Origin of the sequence: Pedobacter cryophilus, from assembly GCF_005116455.1 — a bacterium.
Lineage (GTDB): Bacteria > Bacteroidota > Bacteroidia > Sphingobacteriales > Sphingobacteriaceae > Pseudopedobacter > Pseudopedobacter cryophilum.
On record NZ_SWBP01000001.1, the window covers coordinates 763,178 to 779,422 of the forward strand.

General features: G+C 34.8%; 13 protein-coding genes. 2 read left to right on the forward strand and 11 right to left on the reverse strand.

Going from position 1 to position 16,245, the window contains the following annotated elements; all coding sequences use genetic code 11:
- Positions 1-192 precede the first annotated feature (192 nt).
- The 5 genes from ybeY to egtB form a co-directional block, all read right to left on the reverse strand.
- On the reverse strand, positions 193-624 hold the full coding sequence (gene ybeY, locus FA046_RS03180) for an rRNA maturation RNase YbeY (RefSeq protein ID WP_136824903.1): 432 nt from the start codon (positions 622-624) through the stop codon (positions 193-195).
- Positions 625-1,053, reverse strand: coding sequence for an ATP-binding protein (locus tag FA046_RS03185; protein ID WP_225870869.1), 429 nt, complete (start codon positions 1,051-1,053; stop codon positions 625-627).
- Between the two features lies 1 nt (position 1,054).
- The gene (locus tag FA046_RS03190; protein ID WP_136824904.1) at positions 1,055-4,384 is read right to left on the reverse strand and encodes a DUF4175 family protein; all 3,330 of its coding nucleotides are present in this window, start codon (positions 4,382-4,384) and stop codon (positions 1,055-1,057) included.
- Positions 4,385-4,661: 277 nt separating this feature from the next.
- Positions 4,662-5,603, reverse strand: coding sequence for an L-histidine N(alpha)-methyltransferase (locus FA046_RS03195; protein ID WP_136824905.1), 942 nt, complete (start codon positions 5,601-5,603; stop codon positions 4,662-4,664).
- A 3-nt stretch (positions 5,604-5,606) separates the two neighbouring features.
- Positions 5,607-6,755 (reverse strand): ergothioneine biosynthesis protein EgtB, encoded by a 1,149-nt coding sequence (gene egtB, locus FA046_RS03200; protein ID WP_136824906.1) that lies wholly within the window; start codon positions 6,753-6,755, stop codon positions 5,607-5,609.
- A gap of 176 nt (positions 6,756-6,931) precedes the next feature.
- Here egtB and FA046_RS03205 point away from each other — a divergent pair, with 176 nt between their 5' ends.
- Complete coding sequence (locus FA046_RS03205) at positions 6,932-7,534, forward strand: alpha-ketoglutarate-dependent dioxygenase AlkB family protein (RefSeq protein ID WP_136824907.1); 603 nt, start codon at positions 6,932-6,934, stop codon at positions 7,532-7,534.
- Positions 7,535-7,543: 9 nt separating this feature from the next.
- Here the strand turns inward: FA046_RS03205 and FA046_RS03210 are convergent, their stop codons facing one another.
- The 5 genes from FA046_RS03210 to FA046_RS03230 all read right to left on the reverse strand — a co-directional run bounded on the left by FA046_RS03210 (position 7,544) and on the right by FA046_RS03230 (position 13,951).
- The gene (locus tag FA046_RS03210; protein ID WP_136824908.1) at positions 7,544-8,524 is read right to left on the reverse strand and encodes a DUF1028 domain-containing protein; all 981 of its coding nucleotides are present in this window, start codon (positions 8,522-8,524) and stop codon (positions 7,544-7,546) included.
- A 77-nt stretch (positions 8,525-8,601) separates the two neighbouring features.
- Positions 8,602-9,360 (reverse strand): succinate dehydrogenase/fumarate reductase iron-sulfur subunit, encoded by a 759-nt coding sequence (locus FA046_RS03215; protein WP_136824909.1) that lies wholly within the window; start codon positions 9,358-9,360, stop codon positions 8,602-8,604.
- Positions 9,361-9,438: 78 nt separating this feature from the next.
- On the reverse strand, positions 9,439-11,373 hold the full coding sequence (locus FA046_RS03220; protein ID WP_136824910.1) for a fumarate reductase/succinate dehydrogenase flavoprotein subunit: 1,935 nt from the start codon (positions 11,371-11,373) through the stop codon (positions 9,439-9,441).
- A gap of 64 nt (positions 11,374-11,437) precedes the next feature.
- Positions 11,438-12,205 carry a succinate dehydrogenase cytochrome b subunit gene (locus tag FA046_RS03225; RefSeq protein ID WP_136824911.1) on the reverse strand — a complete coding sequence of 256 codons (768 nt, stop codon included), beginning with the start codon at positions 12,203-12,205 and terminating at the stop codon, positions 11,438-11,440.
- A gap of 213 nt (positions 12,206-12,418) precedes the next feature.
- Entirely contained in the window at positions 12,419-13,951 is a 1,533-nt protein-coding gene (locus FA046_RS03230) for a Do family serine endopeptidase (protein WP_136824912.1), read from the reverse strand.
- Positions 13,952-14,162: 211 nt separating this feature from the next.
- On the opposite strand from FA046_RS03230, the gene dapF reads away from it, so the two are divergent.
- A complete protein-coding gene (dapF, locus tag FA046_RS03235; RefSeq protein WP_136824913.1) occupies positions 14,163-14,948 on the forward strand; it encodes a diaminopimelate epimerase in 786 nt (261 codons plus the stop codon).
- 21 nt (positions 14,949-14,969) lie between these two features.
- Here dapF and FA046_RS03240 read toward each other — a convergent pair whose 3' ends face one another.
- Positions 14,970-16,151 (reverse strand): methionine adenosyltransferase, encoded by a 1,182-nt coding sequence (locus FA046_RS03240; RefSeq protein WP_136824914.1) that lies wholly within the window; start codon positions 16,149-16,151, stop codon positions 14,970-14,972.
- Positions 16,152-16,245: the final 94 nt, after the last annotated feature.

The following is a 16,245-nucleotide window of genomic DNA, read 5'->3' on the forward strand; positions in this document are numbered from 1 at the left end:
TTCAACCACAAATTAAGCTATAATTTGATCGTAGCAAAAGCCCGAGTAAAATAAACTGGGGTGCAGCGGCATCTTTTTGCCTTTTGGGGCAAAAAATACCATGCCTGCGGCAGGCAGGCAGCGGAAAACCAGACTACACAAACCTATGAAATACAGGTATTGCTTTTCTAAAAAAAAATTAATAGGTATATTTTAGAAATTTCTGATGGCGAGGTATTGGTTCTCTTTAGCGGTCATTTTTTCTTTATCGGCTTTCTTTTTATCTGGATAACCTAATAGGTGTAAGGTGCCGTGTATGACGACGCGATGAAGCTCGTTTATAAGCGTTGTTTTGAATTCTTTTGCGTTTTCTCTAACTCTATCAATGCTGATAAAAATATCGCCGTAAATCTCTCCTTTTTCTTCGGAGTTATCAAAAGTGATGATATCTGTATAGGTATCGTGATCTAGGTACTGTTGATTTATTTTTAGCAAATACTCGTCAGAACAAAAAATGAAATTGAGCTCTTGTAATTGATGTTTTTCTGAAAGTATGGTTTCATTAATCCAATTTCTTAAAGCGGTTTTTGCTTTTGGCGAAAAGGAGGTTTCTTCTGAAAAAAAGTGAATAGGTAAACGACTCATTTAAAGTTTAAAGTGTAATTCAACCTCATTGCCTAGGGTATTAAAAATACATTGATCGGCCAATTTTTTCATAATATAAACGCCTCTACCGGTTAGCTTCTCTAAATTATCTGCATCGGTTGGGTCGGGAATATTGTTGAAATCAAAACCATTTCCCTCATCAGCAATGGTAAATATCAGTCTTTTTTGATTCACTACTTCTAAGTTGATGAATACTTTCTTTTCTGGATCTTGTTTGTTGCCATGATAAATGGCATTAGTAATGGCTTCGTTTAAACAAGTCATTAAGTTGGCGTAAACATCATCGCCAATATTAAGATTAAGAACCAAATCGTCTACAAAGTTTTCTAAAACAGCAACACTGTCGCTGTTTGAGGGTAACTGTAATGCATATAACCCGTTTTCCATAGTTTCAATAAAATTACTCATTTTAATTTCCCAAATTTAATTTCTCAAAATACACACTTATTTTAGATTTATAAAAATAATTTAACGATGGAGAAACAGTTTTAATTTGTTCTGTTTCTTTAGCTTTCAGTTTTTGATATTCTTGCAATATTAAATTATAGTTTGGCGCAAAATCTTTAGCCGCTTTGCTTTCTCTTTGATTGTCTTGTTCTCTTTCTCGCTCGGCTTTATCTGCCTCTAATAAACGTGTTTGAATTTCCTGTTGCCTAATTAAAGCTTCGTTTGTAATGCGTTTGTTTACGAGTTCTGTTTCGGTTTGTTCCATTTGTTTCATGATTTTTTCAAAATCACCTAATTTCCCTTGCCCGTCTTTATTTAAATCGTTATTAATTTGTTGTAATGTTTGCCTTAACATTTGCTGTTGTTGGGCCATTTTAGCCATTTGTTCGCTCATTTGCTTAGATGCTTTTTGCCCAGGCTGTATTCCTTGCTGTTGCATTTGCTCTTTCGCTTTTTGCATATTTTTGTTGAGCTCCTTTTGCATTTCCGAAAGTTTGGCTAGCCCAGGCTGGGGTTTTCCTTTGCCTCCAGATTGTGCATTTTTCATCGCATTTTGCAATTGTTGTAATGCCTCGCTCAGCATTAAAGCTAAATTGTTTATAGATGTTAACGCAAATTGCTGGTTTTTGTTGGTTTCGGCTACTTTTCTATCAGAAAGTTGGTCTAAAGCTTCGGTTAATTGTTGGTTAATGGTTTGAATTTCTTTATTTACGGTTGATTCTATTTGAGGAACGCGTTTGCTTAAGCTAAATAAACTGTCTTCTACTAATTTTAAATTGTCTTTAATTTCTTTTTGTTTCTGCCCAATTTTAACAAAACGAGGATCGTTGATGTCTGTGTTTTTTAAATCGGTCATTACTTTTTCTTGGTCAAATGATGATTTTAACAGGTTTTGCAATATTTGTCTAAGTTCTTGAGCGTTAACTTTACTTTCTTCTTCCTGTCCGCTTTGTTGCATTTGCTCTAATTTTTGCGCCAATTGCTTCATTTTTTGAGCGGCATCCTTTTGTGATTGAGCTGCTTTTTGCGATTTTTTTTCTTCTAAATTTTGCTCAGCTTCATCCATTTCTTGTTGAATGTCTTTTTGGTCCTGCTCTGGATTTTTAAAATCTTCTGGCTGTTCTAATTGCTGATTTTTTTCATCAGCTTCTTTTAAATCTTTTTTTAGCTCAGAAAACTCTTTTTCCAAGTTTTGCTGCTTTTGTTGAACCTGCTCTTGATTACTTTTTTTATCTAAGCTTTCTTTACTGAGTTGCTCTTGATTTTTAGATAGCTCATTTAACTTTTCTACCGCATCGTTTAATTTTTGTTCTACTTCTAATTTTTTATAGAGTTCTAAAATTCTATCCAATTCTTTTTGTAATGATTTACTATCTGCCTGCATTTGCTGTAATTGATCTTGTGTTTGCTCTTTTTGATTTTGATCAATTAACTTTTGTAAATTCTCTAACAGTTTTTTTGTTTTTTCGTCTAAAACATTGTTAAATAAATCCTGAATTTGTTTCTGTTTTTCTAATAATGCTTTTTCTTCGGGCTGAAGTTCTTTACGCTCAAAAAGATTTTGTTTACTGTCATCCTGAATATCTTTAATCAGCTCTTCTAGCTTCTTTTGTTTGTCTAAAAGCTGTTCCATTTGCTTTTTTTGTTCGTAACCTAAAGATTTTTGATCCATTAAATCTTGGTTCATTTTTTTTGCTTCCTGCTGTATTTTTTCTGATTGTCTTATTGCCGACTGCATTTTTTGCTTAATGGCATTAGAGGTTTCTTCTATACTTTTTAAAGCCTCGTCTTTAGAAGCTAGTTTGTAAACCCCGGTTGATGATCTTACATGTTTTGGTCCCAAAACAGCGTCATTATCAGCTAAATCAAAGTAATAAGAAATTTCTTCACCTGGTTCAATACCTAAATCTTTCAATTGCCACAAATATAAGAAGCTACTTTGGGCACCATTTTTATCTAATTTAACCGGTACTTTAAAGGCATTTCCCTTTCTTTTTTCGTTTGGAGATTTTAGTATTTCGTAATGAAAATTTAGGGCAGTTAAACCATAATCATCACTTGCCTTGCCAATAAAATAAACTACTCTGGCATTCGCCGAATCAGGTCTTTCACTAACGTCTATTTTTGGAAACTCATCTGCAATTACATTTAATTGATAACCAACAGAATCTCTACTGCTTATTTCATTGTTTTTTAAAAGCAAACTATAGTTGGTACTTCTTATCACTCGCTCTTGGTAGGTAAATTCGTTGTTTTTGGTAAGGGATAATTCGCTATACTTTTTGCCTAAATTAAAGGCTATGGTGCCAACATATTCTGTTTTAAAAAACCACTTTACCAAAGTGCCCGCCGGAATGGTTAAATCGCCTGGATTTTTAATAGTTTCATTTTGCTTTTTTAGGTACGATGGATAAATCAACTGAACCTCAAAACTTAATAACGACGGTTTATTTTTAACGTTTAACACAAATTCTTCTGAAGAAAATTCGCCGGCAACCAATTTAAATTTTTTGTCTTTTTGGAGGTTTTTAAACTGATAGCTAAAGTTAATAATGTCTTTTTTATCTAGCTTAAAAGTGTTTACACCGTCTTCTAAGTAGATATCCTCAGGAATTTGATTGCCGTTTATCTTCACTTCCAAATCAAAATCATCACCCTGTACGGCGTCTAAATTCTTATTCTTTATCACAAATTCAAAAGGCGCTTTCTTTTTGTAATAAGTATCGTGATTGATCAATCTTTTGGTACCATCTTTAAGAATAGAAGGAGCGGCAAACGCAATAATCACCATTATGGCCAAGGGCACCAAGGCATAGCGCAGGTATTTTTTATTATCCCTTATTTTAATAGCCGATGCAAAAGGAATAGGTTTAAAAGAAGCAATTCTTTGATCAATACTGGCTTCAATTAAGTTTTTACTTTCTGGATTTTCATCAGCTAGTTTTTTGAGCTGTAAAGTATTAATGAGTTTATCTTTTATTTCGGGGAAATGGTTTCCTATAATTTCCGAAGCTTGCTCATGATCAATAATTCTTCCTAAACGGAGGTAATTAACTAAATGTTGGGCAACTAAAAACCAAATTAAACCAAGTTGAGTGACAATAAATGTGTAAAAAAGGAAAGTTCTAACCGAGGTACTAAAATAACCGTAGTATTCAGAAATGATGATAAATAAGTAGCTTAAAATAAAAATGCCCGCCAACCATATTGCACCCCGAACCACTTTGTTCAGATAATATTTTCTGATAAAGTTGTCTATTTTATGGATGAGTTGCGTGTAGCTATTATTCATGTTAAGAATATAAACTTAACTAAACAGAATGATATTGTAGATATAGAAATAATTTTATGGTGTAAATGCTTTAGCTAAAGGTTTTGGAAAGCTAAATTTTAATGGATAATGCAAATAAGCATCAGTAAAAAAAATGGGCCATCATTACAATGGCCCACATTTAACTAAACCTAAACAAATTTTATATGATTTTCCTAAGCGTCTCAGGATTTCTTACACTTCAAAAATAGAATCTTATTGTTAGCCCAACATTAATTATGGATGAACAAATAAGTTTTTAAACGCACTCCCAAATGGTATCTAAAAACCAGCTTTTACTATCTAAAAAGTGTTTAATAGGTTTAAAACCTGATGCTATTGCCAATTCATCAGTTTGATTGATGCTGTATTTTTGAGAAATCTCCATAAAAATGAATTCATTCTCTTTAAAATAAATCATATCAGCATTATTAATTTTAACCTTTTGATCTTTTAAACTAATCAGGTAGCTTTTACAAGCGCCAGTTTCAGGGTCGTACATGGCATAATGATCAAAGCAAGTCACATCAAAATCAGCATTCAACTCTTTATTTATCCTTTTTAAAAGATTAAGGTTAAAAGCTTTGGTGTATCCCTTTGCATCGTTATAGGCAGCCAATATTATTTGTGGATTTTTCTTCAAATCAAAGCCCATTAATACATAATCTCCTTTTTTGAGGTGACTTCTAAGGGTTTTACAAAACTTTTCGGCTTCGTTTATAGGGACATTTCCAATATTAGAACCTAAAAATAAAACCACCTTCATTTTAGAAGAAATTTGAGCCGCTTTCTCCAGCATTTGAAAATATTCTCCGTTTAATCCGGTTACCTGTAAACCTTCAATTTTTTGAGGCAATATTTCTTCTAAATGTGCCACCATACTTTTAGAAATATCTATAGGATAATAAGTGAAATTGGCTTTTTCAATAATGAGTTGCTGTAAAAGATGACTTGATTTTGTGGCATCGCCAGCGCCTAATTCAATTAAATCAAAGGTATCAAAGCCATTTTTAAGAGTTTTAGCGAGTTCATGAGTTTGTGTGGTAAAAATTTCTAACTCACATTTTGTTGGATAGTATTCTTCACTATCCATAATTTGCTGAAATAATTTGTCGCCAGCTTTATCATAAAAGTATTTAGATAAAAGATATTTTGGTTCGGAGTGAAGACCTTCTAAAACCTCTTCTAAAAATTTATTCATGTATTATTTTGCTAATCTTATGCCATTATAATGCCAACGTAAATTGGGATGAAAAAAATTTCGATAGGTAATTCTTTGATGATTTGGGGAAGTTGCAATAGAGGCACCTCTTAAAACTTTTTGGTTTACCATAAACTTGCCATTATACTCGCCAATTGCACCTGGTGCTTTTGAAAAACCCGGATAAGGAAGATAAGCGCTTTCTGTCCATTCCCATAATTGGCCCCAGTTAAATTGAGTGGCAGCAATTTCCCATTCAAATTCGGTAGGTAAGCGCATACCTTTCCATGATGCAAAAGCAGCAGCTTCATAAAAGCTGATATGACTCACCGGATCGTTTAATTTTATCGGCTTTAAGCCTGATAAATCATATCGCATCCAAACGCCATCAACCTCATACCAATATAATGGGGCTTTAATGGCGTTGACTTTTACCCAATCCCAAGCCTCGGCATACCAATGCTTAAATTCGTGATAAGCGTTTTCTTTAATAAACTCTAAATAATCTGCATTGGTGACTAAAGCACTAGAAATTTCAAAATCATTTAAATACACTTTATGTAGGCCTAACTCATTATCAAAACAAAAATCAGTTCCTTTATGTCCAATTTCATACACTCCAGCGGCAATTTTTATCCAATTTTGTGGTGACGAGTGGAGGTTTTGCTCAATATTTTCATCGGCGTAAGCTGGAAAAAGTGGATTATGCCCTAAAATATATTTGATATCATACCATAATAATTCTTGATGTTGTTGCTCGTGATTTAAACCTAAAATCAATATTTCTTTAACCGCTACAGATGGTTCTTCGTGTAAGAAATTCTCCATGGCTTGGTCAACGTAAGCTCGGTATTGGTAAACATCGGCAACAGTTGGTCTACTTAAATTTCCTCTGTCTGTACGAATTACCCTAGCCCCAACGGTTTCATAATAACTGTTAAAAACATAGTTATAATTGGGGTTAAATTCTTTGTAGCCTTTAAAGTTTGGTTTAAGAATAAAGGTTTCAAAAAACCATGTGGTGTGGCCTAAATGCCATTTAGGCGGACTAACATCTACCACAGGCTGCACTACATAATCTTCAGTTTGCAGTGGTTGACAAATAGTTAAGGAGTGTTTCCTAACTTTTTTATATTGAGTTTTTAAATCCATGTGGGTTAATTATTCGGTTGTTTTTAACGCTTTTCCAAATAGAAAGATAGCCGGCAATATTTTTGGTGTGTTAGTCTTCGTTTTATAAAACAATTTACATTATTAATTGATTTTTTATTTGAGACAAAATCAATTAATTGTTTACAAGGTTAATACCAAAAATTTATCATTCTAACATGGATTTATTTAATTCCTCAGCGGTAGCTAATATTTTACCTTTTGATGGAACTGTAGAATATTACGGATCGGTATTTAATGCAGAAAAAGCTACAAATTATTTTGATTTGCTTTTAAAAAATATTGAATGGAAAAATGATGAGGTGATGATTTTTGGGAAGCAAATTACTACCAAGCGTAAAGTGGCTTGGTATGCAGATGATGAAATAGAGTATGTTTATTCTAACGTAAAAAAGCAAGGTTTGGCTTGGACAAATGAACTTTTGGCTATTAAAAAGCAAACTGAAGAACTGACTGGAGAAAGCTATAATGCTTGTTTATTGAATTTATATCATGATGGTGAAGAAGGAATGGGCTGGCATAGTGATAACGAAAAAAGTATAGTAAAAGATTCCGCCATAGCATCCATTAGTTTTGGTGCGGAGAGGAAGTTTTCTCTTAAACATAAAAGCTCAGGAGAAACGGTTTCTCAAATTTTAGAAAGCGGAAGTTTACTGATGATGAAAGGTGAAACCCAAACTTTTTGGTTGCATGCTTTAACCAAAAGTAAAAAAGTGAGGTCGCCTAGAATTAACCTCACTTTTAGAAAAATGGTTATTTAAACGGCGTTTTTATTGTGCTAAAATTAACTTCATTTCTTCGTCAGTTACTGTTAAAAGTTTAACTGCAGGTAGCCTTTTAGTCATTTCTTTCCAATCGGTGTTTTGAGAAAAAATCTTTTTAAACATGGGTAGCGCTTTAGAAACTTCTTTATTATTGGCTAAAGTTACAGCTGTCCAATATTGCATTTCTAAATTATCAGGAAACATTTTCATAGCGGCTCCATAAAGAGACATGGCTTTAGGCATATCGTTTTTCTCCACGGCTAAATCGCCTTCGTTCATAAATTGGTATGCCTCATGTACTTTTAAAAGTCTTTCTAGTTCTAGCAAAGGTTCTTGAGCATCATCCACTCGTAAATCAACGGTTCTTTCATTCCAAGGTTCGTTATTTGATTTTGCCGGCACCACTAAAATAGCGGCAGATTGCTTTCCGCGAATATCTCCCCCAACAGCTTGGGCTGCATTTAAAGCGCTCATCACTCTTTGCGCTAATGGCTTTCCTTTGCTGGCTTCAAAAGCTTTAGACATTGCTGTCGGAACTTTATCTGTCAACATCATGTTAGATTGAACAGAATATTGTTCTCCTTTAATATCACCTGCAAATTGTACGCAACCTTTTCCGGTGTGAACCGCTACATTTCCTTTGTTATCTACAATAGCCACCTGTCTAACGTCTATTCCGGGATCATCACTCAATAAAATATCTAAAGCTTGTTGGGCGGTTTTGCCTTCTTTTAACAATTTTAAACCTCTAATTCCAAAAGATTTATTAGTGAAAGATTGGGTAGCAACAGCTCCAACTCCGGCTTCGGCCCAAGAAACAGATGTGCCTACAGAAAACCAATGACTTTGCACACCAACAGCTATTTCACCTGTTACAGGATCACGAGCCACAATAGAAAAAGTATGCGCAAAAGGCTCTTTAGATTTAAACTGAGCAAAAGTTTGAACGCCAACAAGGGAAAGCAATAAAAAGAAAAGTTTTTTCATAATACAAGATAAGAATTAGGCATAAAAAAAGCTATCTCTTTTAATCAGAGATAGCTTTTTGTTACAAATTATAATGATTAACTCTTTACAAACTCGGCAGTAAAGAATTCTCTGTTCATTCTGGCAATGTTGGTTACCTTAATTTCTTTAGGGCATTGTGCCTCACAAGCGTAAGTATTTGTACAACTTCCAAAACCTTCGGTATCCATTTGATTCACCATTGCTTCTGCTCTGCGGTAGCGCTCTGGCTGACCTTGAGGTAATAAAGCATATTGAGATATTTTAGCAGAAACAAAAAGCATAGCAGAAGCATTTTTACAAGCCGCCACACAAGCACCACAACCAATACAAGTTGCGGAGTTAAAAGCTTCATCTGCAATTACTTTTGGAATAGCAATTTCATTGGCATCTGGCACCCCGCCAGTTCCTACAGAAACGTAGCCACCAGCTTGTTGAATTCTATCAAAAGCAGAACGATCTACCGCTAAATCTCTTACTACAGGAAAAGATCCTGCTCTAAAAGGTTCAATTACAATGGTATCATTATCTTTAAAACTACGCATGTGAAGCTGACAAGTAGTAGTAGCCCTTTTTGGTCCGTGGGGCTCGCCGTTAATAACCAAAGAACACATTCCGCAAATTCCTTCGCGGCAATCATGATCAAACTGGATAGGTTCTTCACTTTTTTTAACCAAATGCTCATTCACCACGTCTAGCATCTCTAGAAATGACATATCAGGAGAAATATCTGGTGCTTTGTAGGTTACAAATTTACCAGGTGTACTACTGCTTTTTTGACGCCATACTTTCAACGTCAGGTTCATGTTTCCACTCATATTTTTAGTATTGAGTATCAAGATTTTAGTATCAAGTATCAAGATTTAGTCTTGCTACTCGCTACTTGCTACTTGCTACTATTTATAGCTACGTTGTGTTAATTTAACATTTTCAAATACCAATTCTTCTTTATGAAGTTCTTCTGGTACGTTTTCTCCTTTGTATTGCCAAGCAGCTACGTATGCAAAATCATCATCGTTTCTTAAAGCTTCGCCTTCTGGGGTTTGGTATTCTGCCCTAAAGTGACCACCGCAAGATTCGTCTCTGTTTAAAGCATCATCTATCATCAGTTCACCTAATTCAATAAAATCTGCTACTCTACCTGCTTTTTCAAGAGATTGATTTACCTCTGAATTATCTCCTAAAACAATAGCGTTTTTCCAGAAATCTTTCTTCAAATCTTGAATCATTTGCTTGGCTTTAGCTAAACCTACAGCATCTCTAGACATTCCACAGTATTCCCACATAATTTTACCTAAATCTCTGTGGTATTCGTCAACTGTTTTGTTTCCTCTTAAGGATAAGAAAGTTTGAATACGTTCTTCTACTTCTGCCTTAGTTTTGGTAAAGGCAGGGTGGTTTGCATCAATTGGCGCTGGCCCTATATTGGCTAAATAATCTCCTACGGTGTAAGGAATTACAAAATAACCATCAGCTAAGCCTTGCATTAATGCAGATGCCCCTAATCTGTTTGCACCGTGATCAGAGAAGTTTGCTTCTCCTAAACAGTATAAACCAGGTACGCTAGTCATTAAATTATAATCTACCCAAAGACCACCCATGGTATAATGCACCGCTGGATAAATTCTCATTGGTGATTCATAAGGGTTTTCATCAGTAATCTGACTGTACATATCAAACAAGTTGCCATATTTAGCTGCAACTGCTGGTTGTCCTAAACGCTTGATAGAATCAGCGAAATCTAAATAAACCGCTAAACCAGTTTTTCCAACACCTCTGCCGTCATCACAAACTTCTTTTGCGTTTCTTGAAGCCACATCTCTAGGTACTAAGTTTCCAAAAGATGGATATTTTCTTTCTAGGAAGTAATCTCTGTCGACCTCTTTAATATCTTTTGCTTTGATTTCTCCTTTACGAAGTTTTTCGGCGGTTTCTTTGCTTGCAGGAACCCAAACTCTTCCATCGTTTCTTAAAGATTCAGACATCAGCGTAAGCTTAGATTGATGATCTCCAGATACAGGAATACAAGTTGGGTGAATTTGAGTATAACAAGGATTTGCCATTAAAGCGCCACGTTTGTGTGCTCTCCAGGCAGCAGTAACGTTAGAACCCATTGCATTGGTAGAAAGATAAAAAACATTACCATAACCACCTGTACACAACAATACAGCATGGCCAGCATGACTTTCAACTTTCCCACTTACCAAATCTCTGGTTACAATTCCTTGTGCTTTTCCGTCAACTACTACCACATCTAACATTTCAGATCTGGTGTACATTTTTACTGTACCTAAGTTGATTTGACGGTTTAATGCAGAATAAGCTCCTAATAATAATTGTTGTCCGGTTTGGCCCCTCGCATAGAAAGTTCTGGAAACTTGAGCGCCTCCAAAAGAACGGTTATCTAACAAACCGCCATATTCACGAGCAAAAGGAACCCCCTGAGCAACACACTGATCTATAATATTAACCGATACTTCTGCTAAACGGTAAACGTTGGCTTCTCTGGCTCTGTAATCGCCACCTTTTATGGTATCGTAAAATAAACGGTAAACAGAGTCACCATCGTTTCTGTAATTTTTTGCTGCATTGATACCTCCTTGAGCCGCAATTGAATGCGCTCTTCTTGGACTATCCTGAAAACAAAATGCTTTTACGTTGTAACCCAACTCGGCAAGAGATGCCGCAGCAGAAGCACCAGCCAGGCCAGTTCCTACTACTATTACATCATATTTACGTTTATTAGCCGGATTAACCAGTTTCAGATTGAATTTGTGTGTGTTCCATTTTTCAGCTAATGGGCCTGCTGGAATTTTTGCATCTAATTTCATCTTAATCTATTTTATAACTCAAACAGTAGTAGAAAATTATTGTTTTGAGCTTTGATTTCATTTTTTATTTAAAAAGAAAATATAATGGCATTGCTGCAAAACCAATTGGAATAATTACAGAGAAAACCCAAATGCCAACAAAGTTGATTAATGGTTTGTACTTACTGTGATTCCATCCTAAAGTTTGGAATGCACTTTGGAAACCATGTACCAAGTGAAAAGATAATGCAACCATAGCTAATACGTACAAAGCTACAATCCACCATTGTTGGAAAGAAAATGCAACTGCTTTGTAAAGATCTTTTGATTTAATAATTTCTACACCGTTATCTACATAGCTTACGTAATCAGTGTATTCTGCTGATGAAATTTCTTTAGATACAGTTGTACCGGTATTTAAATCTGTTCTGTATTCTATAAATGGTGTATTTCCCCAATGGTACTCATACCAAAAGTTGCTCATGTGTACTACAATAAAAACAAAAAGGATGGTTCCTAGTATTCCCATGTTTCTTGATGACCAAATACTTCCTTCTTTTGGTTGTACAGCATAAGCTACTGGGCGAGATTTTTTATTTTTTTGAGTGATGATGATTGCCCAAATGGTATGAACCAAAATAGAACTGTATAACAAATAAGAGACTACTTTAATGGGTGTAAAGTGAGTCATAAAATGTGCGTATTGGTTAAATGCTAATCCATCATCGTTTTTAAATAGCTGAAAATTTCCGGTTAAGTGAATGATCAAGAAAGAACATAGAAACAAACCGGTTAAACACATAATTAATTTTCTCCCGAGTGATGAAGAAAATGTTTTGGAAAAATTACTCATTCTTTGGTATTTAAAGGTTTTTTTGAACGCCAAAAGTATTCATTATATGATAAAAAAAGACTAATAGATTACAGGAAACACAAATTTATTTTTATTTAGAAACGTTTTAAATAAAAAGGCAAACAAAGAATAGGTGATTTTAGACATCGTTAAAAATAAAAAAGTCCTGATGGATTAGCCATCAGGACTTTAAAAATATATGTTGATTTGATATTATTTGATTGGGAAAGTCACTCTAAAACGACTTCCATCAGGAACGATACCTTGCAAAGAAACCATTTTAGGATCTTGCTTTAGAGCCGCTACCACCTGATCATTGTTGTTTACTCCTTTACCATTGATACTAGTAATGATGGTTCCTTTTGGCATATCATACATATCAAAAACTTTACCAGCTACCACTTCCGTAACAATTACACCAGTGCTAACACCATATTTCTTTTTAGTAGCATCTGTTAAAGGAGCAAATTTTGCACCTAAAGAACCTACCACTTCAGAAACTGATGCGCTATTGTTTGAAGCTAATTTATTGCCTTCATCACCTTTTAAAGTTACGTTATACGTTTTTAAACTACCCTCTCTTAATACTGTCAATTGCACTTTATCACCTGGGCGCATGGTTCCAATTTTTTCTTGTAGGTTAGATGAGTTTGAAATATCAGCGCCATTTAGTTTTTTAATGATATCACCTTTTTTAATTCCGGCAGAAGCTGCGGCACCACCTTCTAAAGTAGAGTTAACATATAAACCATCAATTTCTTCGGTACCAAAATCCTTAGCATTATCAGCATTTAACTCTTGAAAAGTAATGCCAATATAACCGCGTTTTACTTCGCCATATTTTAAAAAGTCGTCCATTACTTTTTTAGCCAGGTTTACCGGAATCGCAAAACCATAACCTTCATAAGTGCCAGATTGAGAGGCAATAGCAGAATTAATTCCTATCAACTCACCTTTAGTATTCACTAAAGCACCGCCACTATTTCCTCTGTTAATTACTGCATCAGTCTGAATAAAAGATTCAATAGAAGTATCGGTTGGTGGATTTTCTGGATCATAATTATTTCTATTATCAGAAGTTAAAATACCAATTTTACGAGCTTTTGCGCTCACAATACCTGCGGTAACGGTAGATTCTAAGGTTAAAGGATAGCCTACTGCTAAAACCCATTCTCCTACCCGTACCAAATCAGAATTTCCTAATTTTACTATCGGAAGATTAGTCGCTGTAATTTTAATTAGCGCTAAATCGGTGTTTTTATCTCTTCCAATTACTTTAGCTTGTAATACTCTTTTATCGGTTAAAATCACTTCAATTTTCTCGGCATTTTCTACCACGTGGTTATTGGTCATAATGTAACCATCATCAGTAACAATTACGCCAGAACCTTTTCCCATTGGCGCAGGAGAGTTTTGATTTGGTGTTGATGGTCTTCTTCTGCCAAAGAAATCTTCAAACATTTCGCCAAAAGGATCACCACCTTGATTGCCTGCCGATCTACTGTAGGTGGTTCTTACGTGAACTACTCCAGGCGAAACTATAGCCGCAGCTTGTGTAAAATCTAATGCGCCTGCAGATGAAGTGATTTCTGAAGGATTATTGGCGAAGTAAACTTTTTGTCTTTCATCAAGACTTAAGCCCGTTAAAGACTTTTGTTCTAATAATTTGTAAGCGCCAATAGCAACAGCCCCACCTACAAAAGCTGTAATTAGTGTAATTCCTATTTTTCTCATGTTACCTTTCATGTTGTTATCATTAAGCTTTAAAACTGTTTTCAAAAATAATACCAATAAGACGTTTCATACAACAGTATGTTATTTAATTAGGTGTTAAAAAATGTTAAATACCGAAGATTAAAAACAGCTTTTTCTACAACTGAATTAAATATAACAATGATTTGGAGCTAAGATTGTTTTAAGGTTAATTTTTACTGATTTTTGCATATAAATTACAAGCATGAACGTATCTTTTTTTAAATATCAGGGAGCAGGAAACGACTTTATTATGGTAGATAACCGTGATTTAGCTTTTAATCATCATCAACCAGCGCTTTTGGCTCGTTTATGCGACCGTAGATTTGGAGTGGGCGGCGATGGAATTATGTTTTTAGAATATACCGAAGGCTTTGATTTTAAAATGGTTTATTATAATGCAGATGGGCAGCCTAGCAGTATGTGCGGTAATGGCGGAAGATGCATTGTTGCCTTTGCAAAATATTTAAATGTGATTAATAGCGAGACTAATTTTTTGGCAGTTGATGGCGCTCATTATGCCAAAATTTCAGATTCTGGTGATTGGGTAAGCTTACAAATGATTGATGTGGAGACCGTTAATAAAGATGGCGAAGCTTATGTACTTAACACCGGCTCGCCGCATTATGTGAAATTTGATTTGGCTGTTGCCGATAAAAACGTATTTGAAGAAGGCAGAGCGATTAGATATAATGAAACCTATAATGCCGAAGGTATTAACATTAATTTTGTGGAAGATAAAGAGGATCATCTTTTTGTACGTACTTATGAACGTGGAGTAGAAGACGAAACTTATGCTTGCGGCACCGGAGTTACCGCGGTTGCTTTAGCACATGCAATAGAAAAAAACCAAATTGGTAAAATTGAAACGCCCATTAAAGTTTTAGGTGGTGAGCTAAATATAAAGTTTGAGTATGACGGAAAAATATTTACTAATATTTTCTTAGAAGGACCAGCAAAATTAGTTTTTGAAGGCGATATTGATATTTAATTTATTGAAAAATAAACCTATTTAGACTTTAAACACCTCAAATGGAGTTTCAGCAGAAATTAGTTTTTCCCAAAGCTTGGGTGTTTCGGCAAGTTTTTCTTTTGCTAACTTTTCTATTTGGGTGTTATTTGCACTTTGATTTTGAAGTTTAATATGAAGGAATTGCGGCTGTGTGATAGGCTTTCCTATTTGCGAAACAATGTAAACCTGCGCTTCATCAGCAAAATGACTTTCAACAATAGATTTGCTTAAATCAAAAGCAAAGTGGTTATAAATTTTACCAATATGGCTGATTGGATTTTTACCCGCAACGGCTTCTAAACTCATAGGGCGGTAAGGGGTAATTAAACCATTAATTCGGTTTCCTCTGCCTACTTCACCATCATCGCCGGCCTCGGCACTGGTGCCAGATACGGTAAGGTATATACTTTCTGTTTGGTAATTATCTGCAGTGTTAATTTCAATAAACTGGGGTTCTATTTTAAAAGATGTGGAGATGAAGTTTTTTATCGTTGTAATTTTGTGTTGATAATCATCAATATTAGCAATAAAACGATCTATAATAGCAATAGCAATGGTGTAATAAATGCCGGTTAGAGCGTTTACGCCCATCACTTTAATGTCTTCGCCAATGAATGGAAATTTTTGTTTAACAGATTTGTTGTTGAGTAAAAGCTCAATATCTAAAACAGTTTTTTGTAGCAAAGAATAAGGATAGTATGCCACCCCAAAAGAAGAATCATTTGCTAAAGGGATTTGGCCTTCTTTAAAGCGTTTAAAAAGGTCAACCAAATCATTACTTCCTTTTCTAATTTTAGTAATCATGTTGATGTTTTTATCTGCATCAAGAAAACGGATATTTTTTTTGAGCCAGTTTTTTGCAGCTTCTTCTGCTATTTCATTTACAGGGATTTTCTTTCCTTTTACTTCGTTGGAGGCTCTTCCGGCTAAAATAATTTCTATGGGAGCCAAAATTTTACCGCCCTTATAAGCAGTTTGCGAACTTCCGCCAATTAATAAAGCTTTATCTACATTGTGATGTAAAATGCTGCCAAATTGGGCAATATAATATTTGCTTAAGGCAACTGAAACCTCTTCGGCAATGCAATCGCAAATGGTATCTGGATGTCCAATTCCTTTGCGCTCTACCATTTCAAAGGAAGAGATTTGCGCTTGTGACTGTATGAGTATGTTGCTTGCCATTTTTTGCTTTTATTAAAAAACGGAGGTAAGATTTATATTGGTGATGAATATAAATATAGCGAAAAGGCTTGATTTTGAGGTTGATTTTTGTTGC

Coding starts and splice junctions, on each gene's coding strand:
- dapF (WP_136824913.1), top strand. CDS start 14,163: ATGAACGTATCTTTTTTTAAATATCAGGGAGCAGGAAACGACTTTATT.
- FA046_RS03195 (WP_136824905.1), bottom strand. CDS start 5,603: ATGAATAAATTTTTAGAAGAGGTTTTAGAAGGTCTTCACTCCGAACCA.
- FA046_RS03215 (WP_136824909.1), bottom strand. CDS start 9,360: ATGAGTGGAAACATGAACCTGACGTTGAAAGTATGGCGTCAAAAAAGC.
- egtB (WP_136824906.1), bottom strand. CDS start 6,755: ATGGATTTAAAAACTCAATATAAAAAAGTTAGGAAACACTCCTTAACT.
- FA046_RS03205 (WP_136824907.1), top strand. CDS start 6,932: ATGGATTTATTTAATTCCTCAGCGGTAGCTAATATTTTACCTTTTGAT.
- FA046_RS03190 (WP_136824904.1), bottom strand. CDS start 4,384: ATGAATAATAGCTACACGCAACTCATCCATAAAATAGACAACTTTATC.
- FA046_RS03225 (WP_136824911.1), bottom strand. CDS start 12,205: ATGAGTAATTTTTCCAAAACATTTTCTTCATCACTCGGGAGAAAATTA.
- FA046_RS03230 (WP_136824912.1), bottom strand. CDS start 13,951: ATGAAAGGTAACATGAGAAAAATAGGAATTACACTAATTACAGCTTTT.
- ybeY (WP_136824903.1), bottom strand. CDS start 624: ATGAGTCGTTTACCTATTCACTTTTTTTCAGAAGAAACCTCCTTTTCG.
- FA046_RS03185 (WP_225870869.1), bottom strand. CDS start 1,053: ATGAGTAATTTTATTGAAACTATGGAAAACGGGTTATATGCATTACAG.
- FA046_RS03210 (WP_136824908.1), bottom strand. CDS start 8,524: ATGAAAAAACTTTTCTTTTTATTGCTTTCCCTTGTTGGCGTTCAAACT.
- FA046_RS03240 (WP_136824914.1), bottom strand. CDS start 16,151: ATGGCAAGCAACATACTCATACAGTCACAAGCGCAAATCTCTTCCTTT.
- FA046_RS03220 (WP_136824910.1), bottom strand. CDS start 11,373: ATGAAATTAGATGCAAAAATTCCAGCAGGCCCATTAGCTGAAAAATGG.